This window comes from Parvibium lacunae, assembly GCF_003335215.1.
GTDB classification, from domain to species: Bacteria; Pseudomonadota; Gammaproteobacteria; order Burkholderiales; family Burkholderiaceae_D; genus Parvibium; species Parvibium lacunae.
In genome coordinates, this window is record NZ_QPGB01000002.1 from 606,052 (window position 1) to 623,461 (window position 17,410).

The window sequence follows — 17,410 nt, forward strand, 5'->3', positions numbered from 1 at the left end:
ACAAAAATGAGATTGTAGCAGTCAGGCGCGAGCAACACCCGCAATTGGACCAAGTAGCGCTAAGCGATATCCTGCCAAGGATCAATATCGAGCAGAATATCCACCGACTGGGTGGGCATAGGTGGCGGAATCAGTTGTTTTGTACTGGCTGGCTGGCCATTAAGTTGCAAGCGACGAATTTCATTGAGTTGAATGAATAGATTGTCTGCCGCCCGTTCGATTAATGTGCCTTCGGCCAGCAGGCGCGCAGCCCCATGCTGCAATTTGTGGGCAAACTCAGAAGGGGTTAGCAACATCCCCTGTAAACCTTGCCGACTGGCCAGATAAAGTCGAGTATGCCCCTCGCTGATCCAGGCCAATGTCATGCGCTCCAGTTGGCCATCCTCATGCAGCACCTCATACCATGACCCCAAATGCAATGTCGCTAGCCAGGCATCCCGATCGGCGATTTCACGTTGCCGCAGCGTGCTGTCTGGCAAGAAATGTGCAATCGGTTGGGCGACCTCCTCCGCCGCAACGGGTTGTCCGCGTAGGGCCCGCATATGCTCTTGTTCAAGCCATTGCAACAGTTCTTGGCGCAATGCCCCTGTATATGAAATTGCATCCAAGCCGCGACTAAAGCGGCGAAGCATTTCAGGCAATTCATTGGCGAGTACTTTTCGTTCGTCGTAAGTATATTTTGGTTGCACACTCCACAAAACCATTTCAGCGCTGTGGACTGCGCGACGCCATTTATCCTCACGCGCCAGCCCAAAACCAACAATCTGGCCGCGCACAAAAACGACCCAATACTCGCGAAGGAACGCCGCCAGACGCAGGGGGCATGGCAAGCGTTGGATCAATAGCTCCAATTCGGCCTGCGCCACTTTGTGAGCAGCAAGCTGTTTTTCATCTTCAGCAATAATTTGGGTCACTTGCTGCAAGCGCTGCTGAATGCGAATTTTTTTGACTTGCTGCCAAGCATCGACCAAGCCCTGGGCCTGACGCAGACGTACGAGCACCGCTTCGGTTTCTAGCACTTGTATCGCCAGTTCAGTCAAGCCTTCTTGTAAATGCTGCAGGGTTGTATCTTCAGCGAACTCGCCGGCCAGTAAGGCTAAGCCGATTTCGCCGAGTTGGTTCATGAGCTGTCGGGCCACATGATGATCATGGGTTAAAAAATCGGGATCGGACAGCGCCACTTGCAGGAGTGGGAACTGTAATAAATAAAACAGGTCCCGTACTGGTTGGCATAGGCCTGGTACTGCCGCCAGATAATCATAAAGCAACGCCATGGTCTGACTCGCACCATAGGCAACGGTTGAATTCAACTGTGCCAGCGCAGTCGGCGGAAAGTTGTCTAACACATCATTTAATAAGGCCTTCAGCACAGGCCCTTGGCTCGGATCAAAACCAAGCGCAGGAAGCCCGCCAGTGCGGGTGTCAGCAAACGCCATCGTGTGGGTTTGCAGTGCTTTTAGAATCGCTTGCTGCAGGGTTTGATTCGCCTCAGAGTGATCGTTCATGTTCACTCTGGGTAATGTCAATGGGGCATCGGGCTGTAAACTCGCGGTATCTAGGCTACCCACGGCCGTCGCGGCCCCCACCAAGGTATTTGCCTGCAAGAGCTCTTGATTCAGCGCGCCCAGCACTTCCGCCCGTGCGGCGGGCGACTCCGCGACGCGGAACAAATCACGTTGACTCACCCAGCCTTGGGCTTCCAGTTCACGATCAAACTCTGCATAAATCGTATGCAACGCACGTCCATGCAGAACCTCATAGGCCTCGGTAAAGACCCGCGCCAAGAGTTGCCAATGCGTCTCACCCCACCCCAGAACCAGGGTTGCCTGCAATAGGCCACGAAAGAACAACAGAGGCCGGAAAGGGTCGCTGTCTGGGCTGACCTCTTCGCGCTGCAAGATTGTTGCCAGACGCCCACGGTAGCTACTGACAATCGCACGCAAGTAGCCTTCAACGGCATTGGCCAACCGTGCCGCAGAAACTTCTTCTTGCATGACTTGATCTTCGACCAAGCCTAAATTCATCGTTTCAAGACTCAGGCTGGTTAAATCAACCCCGACGGGGCTTTGCAATAGCTGCCAGGAGTCCTGAATCAGGGTGGTTAGGTGCTGCCCCCATAGGTGCTGTAACTTTTGTTGATGCTCGCGTAGCTCCTGCATCATCATATGCAGCCGCCGCCGCTCTTGCTGTGGTAGCTTGGGTAACAGGGACTCCCCGGCGTCCAGCCAGTCTTGCCACATGTACCGCTGTTGCTGGCCCAATAATCGCAAGAAAAAATCTGGTAAGCCCGCCAGCCAGGTTGCCAGTTGGGCTGGCGTGGTCGTGGCCGCCCACTCTGACCCCAAATATTGGGGGGTCAGATAGGGGTTATCACTGGGATTTCCCGGTGGAGGGTTAGAGGAAGATGACATACAGACATCATCGCATAGGCAACACCCACTCGCCAATCTCTGCCCAGTAGGAATAGGGTCGCTCAGCCAATTTGGCTGCTGAAGCGTTGCATTCGAGATGCATTCAAGAAACAAATCAATAAGCCATAGACCTGATCGATCAGACCTACAGCACGAGCGAGAAACGCCGTTAAGTAACCAATAGACTTTATTTTGTTTTCAGTCGCAGGAACCGGTATGGCAGATAACCCATTCAGTGGTGGTGGCAATATGACCCCACTCAAAGGCAAAAAAGTCCTGATCGCTGATCGGCAGGCCAGTACCCGCATGGCTCTGCGTGACATGGTACAAGAGCTGGGCGTTTCCAATGTCTTGAATGCGGGCAGCGCTGGCGATGTCATCCGCATGGTCAAGAATGGCTATATCGATATCATTCTTTGCGAATACAAACTCGATGAAGTTCGTGATGGCCAACAGCTACTGGAAGAACTGCGGCATGAGCGGCTGATTCCTTTATCCACTATGTTCATGATGATCACCAACGAACGCGGATACCAACAGGTTGTGGCCGTTGCCGAATTTGCACCAGATGACTATCTACTCAAGCCCTTTACCCCAGAGCAACTCTACCAACGCCTGCTCCGGGCAAATCAGAAAAAAGATATTTTCATGGGGGCGTATAGCTGTGTTGAAGACGGCAAGATTGAGCAAGCCCTGCAAGAGTGCGATTTGGTTATTCAGGCGCATCCCAAATTCATTATGGATGCGCTGCGCCTGAAAATTGATATTTTAACCACCGTCGGCCGCACTGAAGAAGCGGAAAAGCTGCTCGAGACAGTGCTCGCCAGTCGCGCCAGCCCATGGGCACAAATGGGCTTAGCACAAGTACGCTATCGGCAAGATCGGCTGGAAGATGCCGAACAAATCTGTGAATCTTTGCTCTCTGAAAAAGGAGAGTTTTTAGCTGCTTATGATTTCCTGGCAAAGGTCAAACAAGAAATGGGCAAAGATGAAGAAGCCCTTGGGGTACTGGAAAAAGCCGCCAGTTATTCCAGTTTTAATGTGCGGCGTATGCGCAAAACCGCTGAAGTCGCCGAGAAAACGGGTGATTTAGAAAAAGCGACCAGACTCTACAACAAGGTGATTGATCGGGTCCGCGACTCATCCTTAATTCGCAGTGAAGACTTCGCCAAACTCTCCAATGTTTACATTCAGCAGGGCCGCTTTGATGATGCAGACCGGGTGAGTGCAGATTTAAAGCGGACGATGAAAGCGACGGATGAGATGGAAGTGGCTTCCTGTTTTATTGCTTATCAAAAATGGCTCAAGCAAGGCGATAAACAAAAAGCCGTCGCGGCGCTCGATAAAACCGTCACCGCCTACAAGACCGCCAACAGCGAACTCGAGGCGAATATGGAAGCCGATTTGGCTGAAGCCTGCTTTCGTAACGAGCGCACGGATGATGGCTTTAACATTGCCCGCAAAATTGCGCTACGAACCGGGGTGGACCGCCCCGTACTCAACCGGATTCGGAATTTGCTGTCGGAATTCAAGAAAAAACCGGCGACAGCGAAACCTGGGAAAGTGACCTTCACCGCAAAAGATTTGGTAACGAATTTAAGCAAACTCGATCAGGAAGGTTGGGATGAAGAGATAGGCAATCAATGCCGGGATAGTTTGAGCTTTTGGGCCAAACATGAACCAAACAACCCCAATGTTGCGGTAGCAAAAAATTTGCTGGCAGGCTTGATGCGCAAGTATGGGATTGCCGCCACGGTTGAGGAAATCGAAATGGGCCGGATTCCCGATCGCGATACGCCGCTCTAACCTCAAAACCGAGCAAACAACTCGGCGTGGCTAGCGCGCTGCAACGGCTTGCATCCGTGCCACATATCGAGCGATTAAATCAATTTCCAGATTCACAGCAGCACCCACTTGCAAATCGCGCAAGGTGGTGACCGCCACGGTATGCGGAATCAAATTGATATGGCAACGACTGCCAGGCGTGCTGCTTTCCCAGTCATCGTCCACTTGGTTGATGGTCAAAGATACGCCATTCACGGTCAATGACCCCTTATACGCCACATACGCTGATAACGCCTGCGGGACCCAAATCACCAAATGCCAGGATTCATGGACTGGCGCATAGTGCAATACTCGCCCAATCCCATCGACATGCCCTGTCACCAAATGTCCGCCCAGTCGATCCTGCAAACGAATCGCTTTTTCTAAATTCACTTCATGCAGTTGATCCAGGCCAACTGTACAGCGCAAACTCTCGGCAGAGACATCGACGGCAAAGGTATCAGCATCATAGGCCACGACTGTCATGCACGCACCATTGATGGCAATGCTATCGCCTAGCTGAACATCGCTTAAATCAAGGCCACCCGCTGCAATACGCAGGCGAACCCCTGCAGGATTTGCACTCTCTACGCCCTCTGGGGTGGCCTTTGGCGGCAAAGCCTCAATCGCCATGATTTTCCCCACAGCGGCAACTATTCCTGTAAACATGGCTTATTTCTCCTGGCTAAGCACGTGCTGACGCTGGTAGCGGATCCGCACATCTCCGCCCAGTTGCACGACATCAATACAATCAAACTGCGGCGCGGCGGCTAGCTGAGTGGGCGCTGCCTGGCCAAACTCAAACGCGGGCTTACCCGGCCCCAAAATCTTCGGTGCTTGATAATGCAGAATTTCATCGACTAACGCTGCCGCCAGCAGCCGGCCATTCAAATGACTCCCTGCCTCCACATGCAGTTCATTAATTTCGTGCCGGGCAAATTCCGCTAATAGCGCCACCAATGAGACGTGTCCCTCTGCGTCGGCAGGTAAACACCACACCGTGATTCCACGTGCTTGCCATGCCGCCATCAAGTCTGGAAAAGCCTGTGCTGACTGCACTGTCGTGATTAAGGTCGCGGGGGTAGCAGCATCAACGGCAAAAATCCGTGCCGTCGGACTCAAGGTTAAGCGACTGTCCAAAACATAACGCAGCGGCTGCCGTGTAGTCGCCACTGCCCGCACCGACAGTTGCGGATTGTCCGCCCGCACGGTGCCACTGCCCGTCAAAATCGCGCAAGCGCGAGCACGCCAGTGATGACCATCGTCGCGGGCTTGCTGGCCAGTAATCCATTGACTCTCGCCACTCGCCAGCGCAATTTGACCATCTAGACTGGTCGCAACCTTGAGGCGCACCCACGGCCGTCCGTGCCGCATCCGCTGGATAAACCCGGGATTAAGCGCTGCGGCCTGCGCCGCCAGCAAGCCGCAACGGACCTCGATACCAGCGGCACGTAAGCGTGCCAAACCGGCCCCAGCGACCAGAGGATTGGGGTCAGTCATTGCCACCACAACACGTCCTACCTTGGCGGCGATTAAAGCCTCGACACACGGTGGCGTGCGGCCATGATGTGAACAGGGCTCGAGCGTGACATAGACGGTTGCGCCGGTAACGTCGATGCCTTGCGCTTGGGCAGCTTGCAAGGCCCGCACTTCGGCATGCCCCTGCCCGGCTTGCTCATGCCAGCCCTCTGCCAGAACACGGTAAAGATTGGAATCCGCCGCCGCAATCACGCAGCCGACACGAGGATTGGGCGTGGTTGAGTAGAGGCCACGCGCGGCTAACTCAAGCGCGCGTGCCATGTATGCGTGGTCATTGTGATTGTACATAGCCAGATTGTAACGTCTCGGCAGTGACGCCATCCGGACGAAAAGACGGAAAGACTGAGTAGTGCCTGCCTTATAGACGCAGGGTTACCCGCAGATTGGCTCGGGGAAACAGTGATTAAGCAGAACTCGCCATAAATTGAATCCCTTCCACTTTTTCCGCCAACCACTCATGCATGGCCACATAAGTTTTATTGCTAATGCCTAAGTTGGCGAGTAAATCCGGCAAATCTGCGCTTTCTTGCTGCAGATTGATGCCCTGTGGGGGGAAAATATCGAGGGTAATTGCGTGCCCAAGCTGTACCGCACCAATCACACTCTGTACAGGGGTGTCGATATCTAGCACCGACTGATTATGCAGCGCCACTATTTGCGCCACATCCTCCGGTAAGCCCCAGAGCTTGGCTAACTCGCCGCCTATCAGATCGTGGTTCGCCAAACCGAATTTTGCTTCCATGCCACGCGCATAGCCTTGCTCAGGGTTTTGCATCATGCCCAGCATATCGTGGGCTTTGCGGGGCTCTAAGGCGAGAATGGCAATGTAACCAATGTCATGGAGAAAGCCGCCAAGGAACGCTAAGTCGGGGTCACAATTTGGCACATCACTGGCAGAAGCAACCTCCCGCGAACAAATGCCGACCGCATAGGAATGGGCCCATAGCGTTTGTTTTGCCCCGCGCAACACGGGGTCGATCGTTACCGCACTGCCCAGAACAAAACTCAGCGAAATCTGCCACGCTTGCTGATACCCCAATCGCATCAGCGCCTCATAGACGTTATACGCAGAACGCCCCCCGCGGCTGTAATAGACCGAATTGGCGAGGCCAATCAAGCGCGCCGACAAGCCCGGGTCGGACTCGATAATCTTTTGCAAGGCGGTTAAATCGACCTCGTCATTCGCCTTTAAACGCATCAATTTCGGGACTAGCGGCGAGATCGGGGGTAACTTGCGCAGCGCTGCAGAGAGCGACAGAGCTAATTCAAGGGGATCAGTACCAGCAGCGAGTGAGGACATAAGCCATCCTGTTAAGCATCTCGATCAAAAAAAGCCAGTAACACCGTTGGCAGGGGCATCTTTATTGGCTAACTCAATTGGCTTTATATCGGCAAAGTCGTCCTGAATTTGAAGCCCTTTTCAGGAATCTTCTCACTTAGAGGATCAGGTTTTTATCAACGCACATAAACCACGGTGGGTAAATTGGATTCTGCTTGAGCAGGCCCTTCCGAAAACTCAGGAAAGGTCGGGTCATGCTGAATTTTGATGCGATATTCCACTTTCTCTATCGCGGTTTTATAGACGTGGTCGCTGAGCTTGATATAGAGGGTTCCACTTTCTTTAATTTGCCAGCGCCCGACCTGCTTAACCACTTCATCAGCATAACGGCGCTCACGGCTAAACACCCTTAACTCGCCGTTGGGGTCAAACTCGAGCGTATGGTTAATGATAGGGCTTTTATCTAGTGGCTGCCCTGAAACTTCGTAGGCATTCCAGCGCCCTAAAACAAAGTGGGCACTCGCATTTTTGTCGTGGCAAGCACTCAATAAGGCCGCCAAGAATACCACTGTGAGTATGCCTGCACCCCGTTTTAAGACCGATCCAAATACGTTTCTACCAATTTGATCCAACATGCAGCCCCCAGCGGAATCAGGTCGTCGTTAAAGTCATAGCTCGGGTTGTGCAACATGCAGGGGCCAAGGCCATGGCCCGCCGCCCGATGCAAACCATCGCCATTACCAATCCAGATATAGGCCCCTGGCTTGGCCTGTAACATAAAGCTAAAATCTTCAGCGCCCATTGAGGGGTCGATTTGGGTAAGAACGTGCTGCTCGCCCACCAATCCCGCCAACACCTCTGCCACCCAGGCTGCTTGGGCTGGATGGTTAATCGTGGGGGGGTAATTGCGTTTAAAGCATAACGTCGCCTGTGCACCATATGCCTGGGCAGTATGGTCTACGATTCGGGCCATTTGCGACTCAATCAGATCAATGACCTCATCTTGATATCCACGTGCGGTACCAGCGATGCGCGCTTGATTAGGAATGATATTGGTTGCATCACCAGCATGAATCTGGGTGACAGACAAGACGCCAGCATCGATTGGTCGCTTGTTACGGGTAATAATGCTCTGCAAACCCAATACAATCTGACACGCAACAAATAAAGGGTCTATACCCAAATTGGGCATTGCGGCATGAGCCCCTTTGCCCTCAACAATGATCTCAAATTCATTGCTCGATGCCATCATCGGCCCTGGATTAACCGCAAACTGCCCGACCGGTAACCCAGGCCAATTGTGCATAGCATAAACCGCATCGCTGGGAAAACGCTCAAATAGCCCATCTGCCAGCATTGCTGGCGCCCCCCCTTTGCCTTCTTCCGCAGGCTGGAAGATGAAGTGGACGGTGCCATCAAATTGTTTTGTTTGGCTCAAATAGTCAGCAGCGGCTAACAACATCGCAACATGGCCGTCATGTCCACAAGCATGCATGCGGCCGGTAAATACCGAGCGGTGGGGGAATTGGTTCGCTTCTTCTAATGGCAGCGCATCCATATCGGCACGCAGGGCAATGGCCTTATTGCTTTCCCCACAACGCAGGCGGCCGACTACGCCTGTCTGACCGATACCAGTAAAGACCTCAATCCCCATTGCTTGTAATCGTCTTGCGACTAAAGCGGCCGTTTGGTGCTCGGCAAAAGCAAGTTCCGGATGAGCGTGAATCTGGCGGCGGTCCTGCCGCGCCTGGGCGGCAGCGCGCGCCAATATGTCGCGGTCAACGAGAGTTTGATCAATCATCATTCGCCCATTGTGGCGAGGATTGAACAAAATAACAAGGGGCGTCTGAGGCTAAGTCCCATCGATAACAGTCACGCCCCCAACCCTTGTGCTCAATTCAAAAGCGGTAATTCAGCTGTGCCCCTAAGATGTGTACGTGCTGTTGAAACGTACCGTTCAAAGTCCCTGAACGTGTGCCAGTCGGGTCATTGTCTTCGCGACGATTATTGAGATCTGCCTTTTGCACCATCACATAGGTATAACCCAGATTAAGATTGAATTGCGAGGTCAGTTTATATTCAACCCCACTGGATAACCAAATACGATTATTGTCAGGCAAACGCGCTGTACGGTACTGTGCTGGAATCGGGCTTTCATCATAGGCAAGCCCTGCTCGCAGTTTCCATTGCGATGCGAGCTGATAGTTCGCTCCAACTGAATAACGGAAAGTATCTTTCCAGTTATAAGCCGTTGTAGACAGGATACCACCCTGTGCGCGTTCGAACTCAAGCTTGGGCACGGTGCTCCACTGCGTCCACATCAAATCTGCCATGAAGTCCCAGCGTGGCCCCAGCTTCTTTAACCCCGATAAATGGGCCATCGCCGGGACCGTAATATTTGCCGTCACGCCCCCATCAGCTAGGTTGCTGGCCAGGCTGGCATTAATTGCTGGGATCGATGAATTCGGCCGTTCAAACTTGACATCGCCGGTTAAATGGAAATGAATCGCCGAACGATAATGTAAACCCACGGCGCTCTTATCATCAATCGCCCAATGCGCCCCTAAGTTATATCCCCAAGAGGCATCACTCCCTTCAATTTTGGTGAGGCTTTCACGAAAGCTGAGACTGGCTGCTGCCCCCCCCACCAGGGCGGCATAGTTTTGCATCTGCGTTAGTTCTGCGTCTAATTTTTGCCAATTAATCCCCGCTGCGACGCTAAATTGCGGGGTCAGTCGATAGGCAGCGGTCCCACTCACATTCAAGGTACGAATGTCTGACCCAACCCCTTGATAACGACCCAGCCAATCTTTGTTGTATTCCGTCTTCAGGCCAAACGGCGTGTTCAGCGCCAGCCCAATATGGGTTTTCGGGTTGAGTTGATGCACCAAAAATAAATTGGGCACCAGTGAGATCTGCGACATCTTGGCCCCCGCGCCTAAACCAACATTACCGCCGCTTGCGGTAGAGCCTTTATCTTGCCACTCCCGATTGTTATTGATGGCGTAACCAGCAACGGCAAAATGCGTCCCTGATAATCGTGACATTGCCGCCGGGTTGTACCAGACAACGGCGGCATCTTCAGCCACCGCAGCTCCACCCGCATAAGCATTGCCTAACCCACTACCACTCTGGGTTTGCGAGGCAAACCCGGCAGCCCAACAATGAGTAGCTGCAATTAGAATAGAGAAGCCCAAGGCAAAAACGACAGGCTGGTCGCGCAACAATCGATTCATGCTTTTTCTCCTAAAGAAAATGCTTTATGGCATCGTAGCCTTTTGCCACACCAGCGCAAGCATTTGCCTTAGAGCACCTGCTCAATCAGAAGACTTTCTAGTTTTCCGTTGCCATCTACCGACACATCTTCATAACGAAATACGAAACAACCAAAGACAAAAAGGAGCCGTAGCTCCTTTTTGTTATTTCTAAACCTTCGCGTGCTAAGCACGCTGAGAATTAGAAGTTGTGACGCATACCGATACCGAAGGTATTGATACGGGTGCTATCCATAGCAGTGACTTGACCAGTAGTCAACGTTACTTTGTCGTTGGCAGCCGTGTTGTTATCAAGAGACTGGTAGAAAGCATACACACGTGAACGAGCGCTCAGGTTGTAGTGGTAACCCAATTGCCATACACGGCGCTGGCCTAAGCCAGTGTTATATGCAACGGCTGGACCGCCAGCGTCGTTGTCAATGGTAGTACCGTTTTGCACTTGTTGCTGACCATAGTTAGCAACGAGAGCATGTTTGCCGAGAGGCACTGCAACTGACACGCCAAACTCAGTTTGTTTTTTGCGTGAGTTGTTGATGGTAGGCGCGCTGGCAGAACCGTTACCGAAGGCGTTGTCGTAAGAGTTACGGGCCAAGATTGCACCAACTTTAACCACTTTCGCGTCGTAACCGAATACACCCTGAATACGGTTTTTGAACTGGTTACGGTTAGCGGCAATGCCGTAGATGTCATTGTTACCGTTAGAGCCAGCAGCTGGAACGGTACCGTTGTTAGCATTGCCGTCGTTGTAGCTGCGGAATTCCAAGCCTAAACCAGCGACCAATGGGCCTTTGGCGTAAGTACCAGCGATCTGCAGAGCACGAATATCGCTTTCCAAGCTATTATTTGCTGAAACTGGTGGTGTAGCAAAGTTTGGATTCAGCGTTGTCGTGGTGTTTTCTGGGCCTAACAATGCGTAACGAGCAGTGATATCAAAACCACCCCAAACTGGGCTGGCGTAACCAATCGCGTTAGAAGCGCGGCTGGTTGTTGCGAAAGTTGTCATGAACGTTGTACCAGTATCGTGGTTAACGTCATTCCATGCGCGACCCCACTGGGAATACAGAGGCGAACCAGCACGATTAGGAACTGATGGATCCAAACGGCCGATTACAACGGTACCAACACCGCTTTGCAAACCGACATAAGAACTACGCAGTTGACCGCCTAAGCCGTTAACACCGCTGTCTGAATCAAATTGTGTTTCGATACCGAACAGAGCGCGGGTACCGCCACCGAGGTCTTCCACACCACGCACGCCCAAGCGTGAGTTATTGTTACGATAAGCCAAGCCATTGCGGTGAGAGCCGTCTTGAGCATCACGCTCAATAGAAGTGTTAACGCGACCATACAGGGTCACGTTGCTTTGTGCCATTGCTGCGCCAGCAAATGCTGCGCCCAATGCTAAAACGAGTGCCGTCTTTTTCATCGACTATATCTCCAAAAGAAAGTTAACTTGCCGTTGGGCAATGTATTTTGTGTCGAGCAAAACACACTGCATCAACTCCCCCGGGTATTCCCGTCTGAGTTAGGCTGTAGTGTGACCAAATTCAGCCCGAGGGGCAAAGCCTATCGTTGCCTTTTGTTAAATAACAACGATTTTCTCCTGTTTTTTAAGCAAAACTGTTTAATTAGCGCAACATAATTTGGGCGAGAATACTGGCCAGCCGCACAAGCGCGAAAACAAAACTGATATAAATCAATGGGTTACAATATGTTACAAGATCAATGCGCTATGATTGCGTGTAATGCTGCCGCTATAAACAGATTCTGCCATTTCATTCAGCCCATTTATGCAACTGACTCGACACTCAACGCCCCTCGATCAAAGCCTAAGCCTCTTTGATAATTTTCTGCAAACTGCCCTACGCCCTACCGGGTCAGCTGCAGCCGCATTTTCCATCCCCAATGCTCATTCGGCTCAGACCTCTGCGGTCGAGAAAGTGACCCGCGAAACTGTGGCGCTGATGCGTGTGAACCACGTAGGCGAAGTCTGCGCCCAAGCTTTGTATCAGGGCCATGCTCTTGGTAGCAAGAATACTGCGTTGCAGCAATTCTTTCTGCAAGCCGCTGAAGAAGAAAAAGTCCATCTTGAATGGACAGAAAACCGGATTGGCGAACTTGGCGGGCGGACCAGTTTGCTCACCCCACTCTGGTATCTCGGTGCTTTTGGGATCGGCTTACTATCGACACGCTTTGGCGAAGCCCATAGCTTGGGCTTTATGGCAGAAACAGAGCGGCAAGTCGAAGCCCACTTGCAAGATCACTTGCGTCGGATTCCTGAGGCTGATCTCGAATCTCGTCGAGTCGTTAGCCAAATGCGCGCCGATGAAGCTGCCCATGCCGAACAAGCCCTGGCCCACGGAGCGACTGCAATGCCGCCGCTCATTAAGAGGCTGATGCGGAGCAGCGCGAAGGTAATGACGACCATCGCCCACTACGTATAGCCATAATCGCAGCAGCCTTCGCGACTCGGTAAAACTACATATCTGGGCGATAAATCAGCGATAATCTAGCCCCGCCAGACTTTTGGTTATTGTTACCGCATTTTCACTGCGGCTCTCGCTCGCCACCCCGCATGCAACTGATTACCTTTGGGCTTAACCACGCAACCGCTCCGCTCGCCCTACGCGAGCAGTTGGCGTTCGGTGATGCTCAAGTGCCCGACACCTTGCAACAACTACGAGATAGTCTGGGCGAGCAAGTGACCGAAGTGGCCTTGCTTTCCACCTGCAATCGCACCGAGTTTTATTGCGTGACGGACAAGCCGCACCAGCTCGCCGAAACCTTGCCGCAGTGGCTAGCCCAGCAGCGACAGTTAGTCACTAACGATCTGTCCGGGCATGTGTATCAGCACACCCAAGGCAGCGCCGCACAGCATGCATTCCGTGTCGCTAGTGGATTGGATTCGATGGTGCTGGGCGAACCCCAAATTTTGGGGCAGATGAAACAAGCAGAGCGCCTTGCCCGCGAGGCGGGGTGTTTAGGTACGCTGCTCAATCAACTCTTTCAGCGGAGTTTTGCCACCGCGAAAGAAGTCCGCAGCCAAACCGAGATTGGCGCACATTCGGTATCTATGGCGGCGGCGGGGGTGCGACTGGCGGAGCGCATTTTTGAACGTTTAGCCGATTGCGCCATCCTGTTTGTCGGTGCCGGCGAAATGATCGAACTTTGCGCTACCCACTTCGCAGCACAGCAGCCCAAACGGATGGTGATTGCCAACCGCACGCGCGAACGCGCACAAACCCTCGCAGGTAAAGTAGGGGCCAGTGTGATGTCCCTGAATGAACTACCTGAGCACTTTGCCCAATTCGATATTGTGGTGTCTTGCACGGCCAGCAGCTTGCCCATTATTGGCCTGGGGATGGTGGAGCGTGCCCTCAAAACCCGCAAGCACAAGCCCATGTTCATGATGGACTTGGCGGTGCCGCGTGATATTGAAAGCGATGTTGCGCAACTGGATGATGTTTTTCTTTACACGGTGGATGATCTGGCCAGCGTCGTGCAAGAGGGCATGGAGCAACGGCAAGCCGCTGTGGGTGACGCCGAGCGGATTATTCAGCAACGGGTGCAAGACTTTATGCACTGGCTAGAAGGCCGCAGCGCGCTCCCCGTCATTCAAGAGATGCGGCAACACGCCGAACAATTGCGCCAAGCTGAATTGAGTAAAGCACAAAAAGCCTTACAAAAAGCGCTGGCGCAGGGCACCGACCCAATGCAGGCGCTGGAGCAGCTCAGTCACGGTCTGACAAATAAATTTTTGCACGCCCCGCTCCAAGCGCTGCAACAAGCCGATGAACACACCCGCCCGCATTGGCTGGCTTTGTTGGGGGAGTTGTATGGCGCATCATCCACCCGTACCGACTCGTCCTTAACTAATAAACTGACTAATAAAGAAGAAGAGTAATGAAACCCAGTATGCGCACCAAGCTCGCGCAGCTTGACACCCGCTTAAACGAACTTGACCACCTGCTCGCGCAAGGGGATGTCACGAAAGATCTCGATCAATACCGCAAACTCACGCGCGAACATGCGGAGCTAGGGCCAGTCGTCACCGCCTGGAAAGACTTTCTCGCCGCCGAACAGGACGAAACCGCTGCACAAGAACTCCAAAGCGATCCCGACATGAAAGAGTTTGCGCAGGAAGAGATTAAAGCCGCCCGCGCGCGCATGGAGCAACTTGAGCTTGAGTTGCAAAAACGCCTGCTTCCACGCGACCCTAATGATGAGCGCAATGTGTATTTAGAAATTCGCGCTGGGACAGGTGGGGATGAATCGGCTCTCTTCGCCGGCGACCTGCTGCGCATGTATAGCCGCTATGCCGAACGGAATCGCTGGCAAGTCGAGATTGTCTCCGCAGCCGAATCCGATCTGGGCGGCTACAAAGAAGTCATCGTCAAACTGATTGGCGTAGGTGCGTACTCTAAGCTTAAGTTTGAATCTGGCGGCCACCGTGTACAGCGCGTCCCAGCCACCGAAACACAAGGTCGCATCCACACCTCAGCGTGTACTGTGGCGGTGATGCCCGAAGCTGACGAAGTGAGCGATGTGGTGATTCGCCCCGATGAAATTCGCATTGACGTGTTCCGTGCCTCAGGGGCCGGCGGACAGCACGTTAACAAAACTGAATCCGCCGTGCGCATTACCCACTTCCCCACCGGCATCGTCGCCGAATGCCAAGATGGCCGATCACAACATCAAAACAAGGAAAGCGCCATGCGCGTGCTAGCGGCACGGATTAAAGACAAGCAAGTCCGAGAACAACAAGCTAAAGAGGCGGCGACCCGTAAATCTCTGATTGGTAGCGGCGACCGTTCTGAGCGGATTCGCACCTACAATTTCCCACAAGGGCGCATGACCGATCACCGCATCAACCTCACGCTATACAAACTCGAATACCTCATGGACGGCGACTTAGAAGAACTGACCCAAGCACTAATGAGCGAACACCAGGCCGAACAATTGGCGGCACTGGGTGAGGATAATGCGTGAGTACAACGCCTAAGATGGCTCAGCAATAAATTGACTCTGACCCCATTTTTAACTATCCGCAGCGCTTTAATGCAGGCGCGCCAGCAAGGCCTGCCGGCGCTAGAGGCACGGATGCTGATGGAATGCGTACTCAAGCAAACGCCCGCCTGGTTAGTGGCGCACGATAACGAAGCCCTGAGCGAAGCGGAAGCCACCGCCTATCAAACGCTCTGCCAGCGGCGCTTGGGCGGTGAACCCCTCGCCTATATTCTCGGCTGGCGTGAATTTTATGGTCGGCAATTTAAAGTAAACCCCGCCGTGTTGATTCCACGCCCGGAAACCGAGCTATTAGTTGATTTGGCGCTGGAAAAACTCACCGCCAAGTTTAGAAGTGCTCAACCCTTTCATGTGCTCGACTTAGGCACCGGCAGCGGGGCGATTGCGATTACCCTAGCCCTTGAAGCAGCCGCACGGAATCTACCAGTGGTTGTTTCCGCCAGCGATATCTCGGCATCCGCACTGGCGGTGGCCCGACAAAACGCGATGACGCTCGGGGCAAACATCAATTTTATTGAGAGTCATTGGTGGCAAGCCATTCCCAAGCAAAGCTTCGACCTGATTCTGAGTAACCCGCCCTACATTGAGGCGAACGATCCACACCTCAATCAGGGTGATTTACGCTTTGAACCCGCCCATGCGCTGACTGATCAGGCAGACGGGCTCAGCGCCTATCGGGCCTTATGTGCCGGGCTGGGTGCTTACCTCGCCCCTGGCGGCTGGGTTTTATTTGAACACGGCTACGATCAGGCGGCCGCCGTCCAAGCTTTATTACAAGCGCAAAATTTGCAGTCCGTCCAAACCTGGCCCGATCTCGCAGGCATTCCCCGCATCAGTGGCGGGCAGTCGGCCTGCGAATGACGCGTTACCCCAATCTAAAACGGTGTAGCTACAATCCGCTACAATTCGTAGTTAATCAATTTGTGCAGGAGTAATTCATGGAAGCCCAAGCCTTTATTCAAAAAACCGTGACTGAAAACCCCATCGTTTTATTCATGAAGGGCTCAGCCCAATTCCCGATGTGCGGTTTTTCCGGCAAAGCCATTCAACTGCTGAAAGCTTGCGGCGCGAAAAGCGTCGTCACCGTCAATGTGCTGGAAGATGACAGCATTCGCCAAGGCATTAAAGAGTATGCAAACTGGCCCACGATTCCCCAGCTTTATGTCAACGGCGAATTCATTGGGGGTTCTGACATCATGGCCGAGATGTATGCGAGTGGCGAATTGCAAACCTTAATTGCGGGTATTGCACAGTAACACAATGACTCAGCGACGCGTCATTGTCGGTATCAGCGGGGCTTCGGGCGCGGTGTATGGCGTGCGTCTGCTGGCCCATTTGCGGGCCGCACAGGTCGAAACCCATTTAGTCGTAACCCAAGCCGGTTGGCTCACTGTGCAGCACGAGCTGGGCTTGAGCCGCCGCGAATTGGAAGCGCAAGCCGATGTAGTCCATGGCCTAAAAGAAGTCGGCGCGTGTATTGCCAGCGGCTCGTTTAAAGCCGACGGCATGGTGGTGGCGCCGTGCTCCATGAAAACCCTAGCCGCCATTGCGCATGGCATGGCGGATAACTTACTCACCCGCAGCGCCGATGTCATGCTTAAAGAGCGTCGCAAGCTGCTGTTACTGGTACGTGAAACCCCGTTTAATCTGGCCCACTTGCGCAACATGGTGGCCGTCACCGAAATGGGGGGACTGATTTGCCCACCACTCCCCGCGTTTTACCAAAAGCCCGAGAGTATTACGCAGATGGTCGATCATTCGCTCGCTCGCGTATTAGACTGGCTCGATCTCCCACAAACCCTCGCCCCTGCCTGGGCGGGCTTGAAAGCACCGCATGAACCGCAAGACTGAGCGCATTTGGCACCGTGCCGATGGCTCGGTGATTGCCTGCACCGAAAAAATTAAAGTCCTGAACGACAACCTCGCCGAGTTACGCCAACTCGCACAAGATGCGCTGGATGATGCCCTACTCCTCGAAGGCACTGAGGCCGAAGTTAAAGCAGCGTTTATTGAAACCATTGAAAATCTGATAGCCAGTTACCCCGAACGCCAATAAC

The 17,410-nt window shown here is 53.1% G+C and carries 16 protein-coding genes; 8 read left to right on the forward strand and 8 right to left on the reverse strand.

Going from position 1 to position 17,410, the window contains the following annotated elements; all coding sequences use genetic code 11:
* Positions 1–59: 59 nt before the first annotated feature.
* Positions 60–2,411 (reverse strand): DUF1631 family protein, encoded by a 2,352-nt coding sequence (locus DU000_RS06975; RefSeq protein WP_114402626.1) that lies wholly within the window; start codon positions 2,409–2,411, stop codon positions 60–62.
* A gap of 216 nt (positions 2,412–2,627) precedes the next feature.
* On the opposite strand from DU000_RS06975, the gene DU000_RS06980 reads away from it, so the two are divergent.
* Positions 2,628–4,217: a tetratricopeptide repeat-containing response regulator gene (locus DU000_RS06980; protein ID WP_114402627.1), complete on the forward strand. Its 1,590-nt coding sequence runs from the start codon at positions 2,628–2,630 to the stop codon at positions 4,215–4,217.
* 30 nt (positions 4,218–4,247) lie between these two features.
* Here DU000_RS06980 and DU000_RS06985 read toward each other — a convergent pair whose 3' ends face one another.
* From DU000_RS06985 to DU000_RS07015, 7 genes are all read right to left on the reverse strand, one after another.
* Positions 4,248–4,904 carry a riboflavin synthase gene (locus tag DU000_RS06985; protein ID WP_114402628.1) on the reverse strand — a complete coding sequence of 219 codons (657 nt, stop codon included), beginning with the start codon at positions 4,902–4,904 and terminating at the stop codon, positions 4,248–4,250.
* Positions 4,905–4,907: 3 nt separating this feature from the next.
* The gene (ribD, locus tag DU000_RS06990; RefSeq protein ID WP_114402629.1) at positions 4,908–6,062 is read right to left on the reverse strand and encodes a bifunctional diaminohydroxyphosphoribosylaminopyrimidine deaminase/5-amino-6-(5-phosphoribosylamino)uracil reductase RibD; all 1,155 of its coding nucleotides are present in this window, start codon (positions 6,060–6,062) and stop codon (positions 4,908–4,910) included.
* Positions 6,063–6,177: 115 nt separating this feature from the next.
* Positions 6,178–7,074 (reverse strand): HDOD domain-containing protein, encoded by an 897-nt coding sequence (locus DU000_RS06995; RefSeq protein WP_114402630.1) that lies wholly within the window; start codon positions 7,072–7,074, stop codon positions 6,178–6,180.
* Positions 7,075–7,229: 155 nt separating this feature from the next.
* Positions 7,230–7,688: a hypothetical protein gene (locus tag DU000_RS07000; RefSeq protein ID WP_147266974.1), complete on the reverse strand. Its 459-nt coding sequence runs from the start codon at positions 7,686–7,688 to the stop codon at positions 7,230–7,232.
* Positions 7,646–8,854: a M20 aminoacylase family protein gene (locus DU000_RS07005; RefSeq protein ID WP_114402632.1), complete on the reverse strand. Its 1,209-nt coding sequence runs from the start codon at positions 8,852–8,854 to the stop codon at positions 7,646–7,648. Before DU000_RS07005 ends, DU000_RS07000 begins: the two co-directional genes overlap by 43 nt.
* A gap of 97 nt (positions 8,855–8,951) precedes the next feature.
* Positions 8,952–10,289: an OmpP1/FadL family transporter gene (locus DU000_RS07010; RefSeq protein ID WP_114402633.1), complete on the reverse strand. Its 1,338-nt coding sequence runs from the start codon at positions 10,287–10,289 to the stop codon at positions 8,952–8,954.
* 220 nt (positions 10,290–10,509) lie between these two features.
* On the reverse strand, positions 10,510–11,754 hold the full coding sequence (locus tag DU000_RS07015; protein WP_114402634.1) for a porin: 1,245 nt from the start codon (positions 11,752–11,754) through the stop codon (positions 10,510–10,512).
* Positions 11,755–12,118: 364 nt separating this feature from the next.
* On the opposite strand from DU000_RS07015, the gene coq7 reads away from it, so the two are divergent.
* From coq7 to DU000_RS07050, 7 genes are all read left to right on the forward strand, one after another.
* Positions 12,119–12,772, forward strand: a complete 654-nt coding sequence (gene coq7, locus DU000_RS07020) for a 2-polyprenyl-3-methyl-6-methoxy-1,4-benzoquinone monooxygenase (protein ID WP_114402635.1) — start codon at positions 12,119–12,121, stop codon at positions 12,770–12,772.
* Between the two features lie 131 nt (positions 12,773–12,903).
* Positions 12,904–14,232 carry a glutamyl-tRNA reductase gene (gene hemA / locus DU000_RS07025; protein ID WP_114402636.1) on the forward strand — a complete coding sequence of 443 codons (1,329 nt, stop codon included), beginning with the start codon at positions 12,904–12,906 and terminating at the stop codon, positions 14,230–14,232.
* Positions 14,232–15,317: a peptide chain release factor 1 gene (gene prfA, locus DU000_RS07030; protein WP_114402637.1), complete on the forward strand. Its 1,086-nt coding sequence runs from the start codon at positions 14,232–14,234 to the stop codon at positions 15,315–15,317. The genes hemA and prfA overlap by 1 nt, the downstream gene beginning before the upstream one ends.
* 30 nt (positions 15,318–15,347) lie before the next feature.
* Positions 15,348–16,214: a peptide chain release factor N(5)-glutamine methyltransferase gene (prmC, locus tag DU000_RS07035; RefSeq protein ID WP_338049458.1), complete on the forward strand. Its 867-nt coding sequence runs from the start codon at positions 15,348–15,350 to the stop codon at positions 16,212–16,214.
* Positions 16,215–16,291: 77 nt separating this feature from the next.
* Complete coding sequence (gene grxD, locus DU000_RS07040) at positions 16,292–16,609, forward strand: Grx4 family monothiol glutaredoxin (RefSeq protein WP_114402639.1); 318 nt, start codon at positions 16,292–16,294, stop codon at positions 16,607–16,609.
* A 4-nt stretch (positions 16,610–16,613) separates the two neighbouring features.
* Positions 16,614–17,204, forward strand: a complete 591-nt coding sequence (locus DU000_RS07045; RefSeq protein ID WP_114402640.1) for a UbiX family flavin prenyltransferase — start codon at positions 16,614–16,616, stop codon at positions 17,202–17,204.
* The gene (locus DU000_RS07050) at positions 17,188–17,409 is read left to right on the forward strand and encodes a hypothetical protein (RefSeq protein WP_114402641.1); all 222 of its coding nucleotides are present in this window, start codon (positions 17,188–17,190) and stop codon (positions 17,407–17,409) included. Before DU000_RS07045 ends, DU000_RS07050 begins: the two co-directional genes overlap by 17 nt.
* Position 17,410 lies beyond the last annotated feature (1 nt).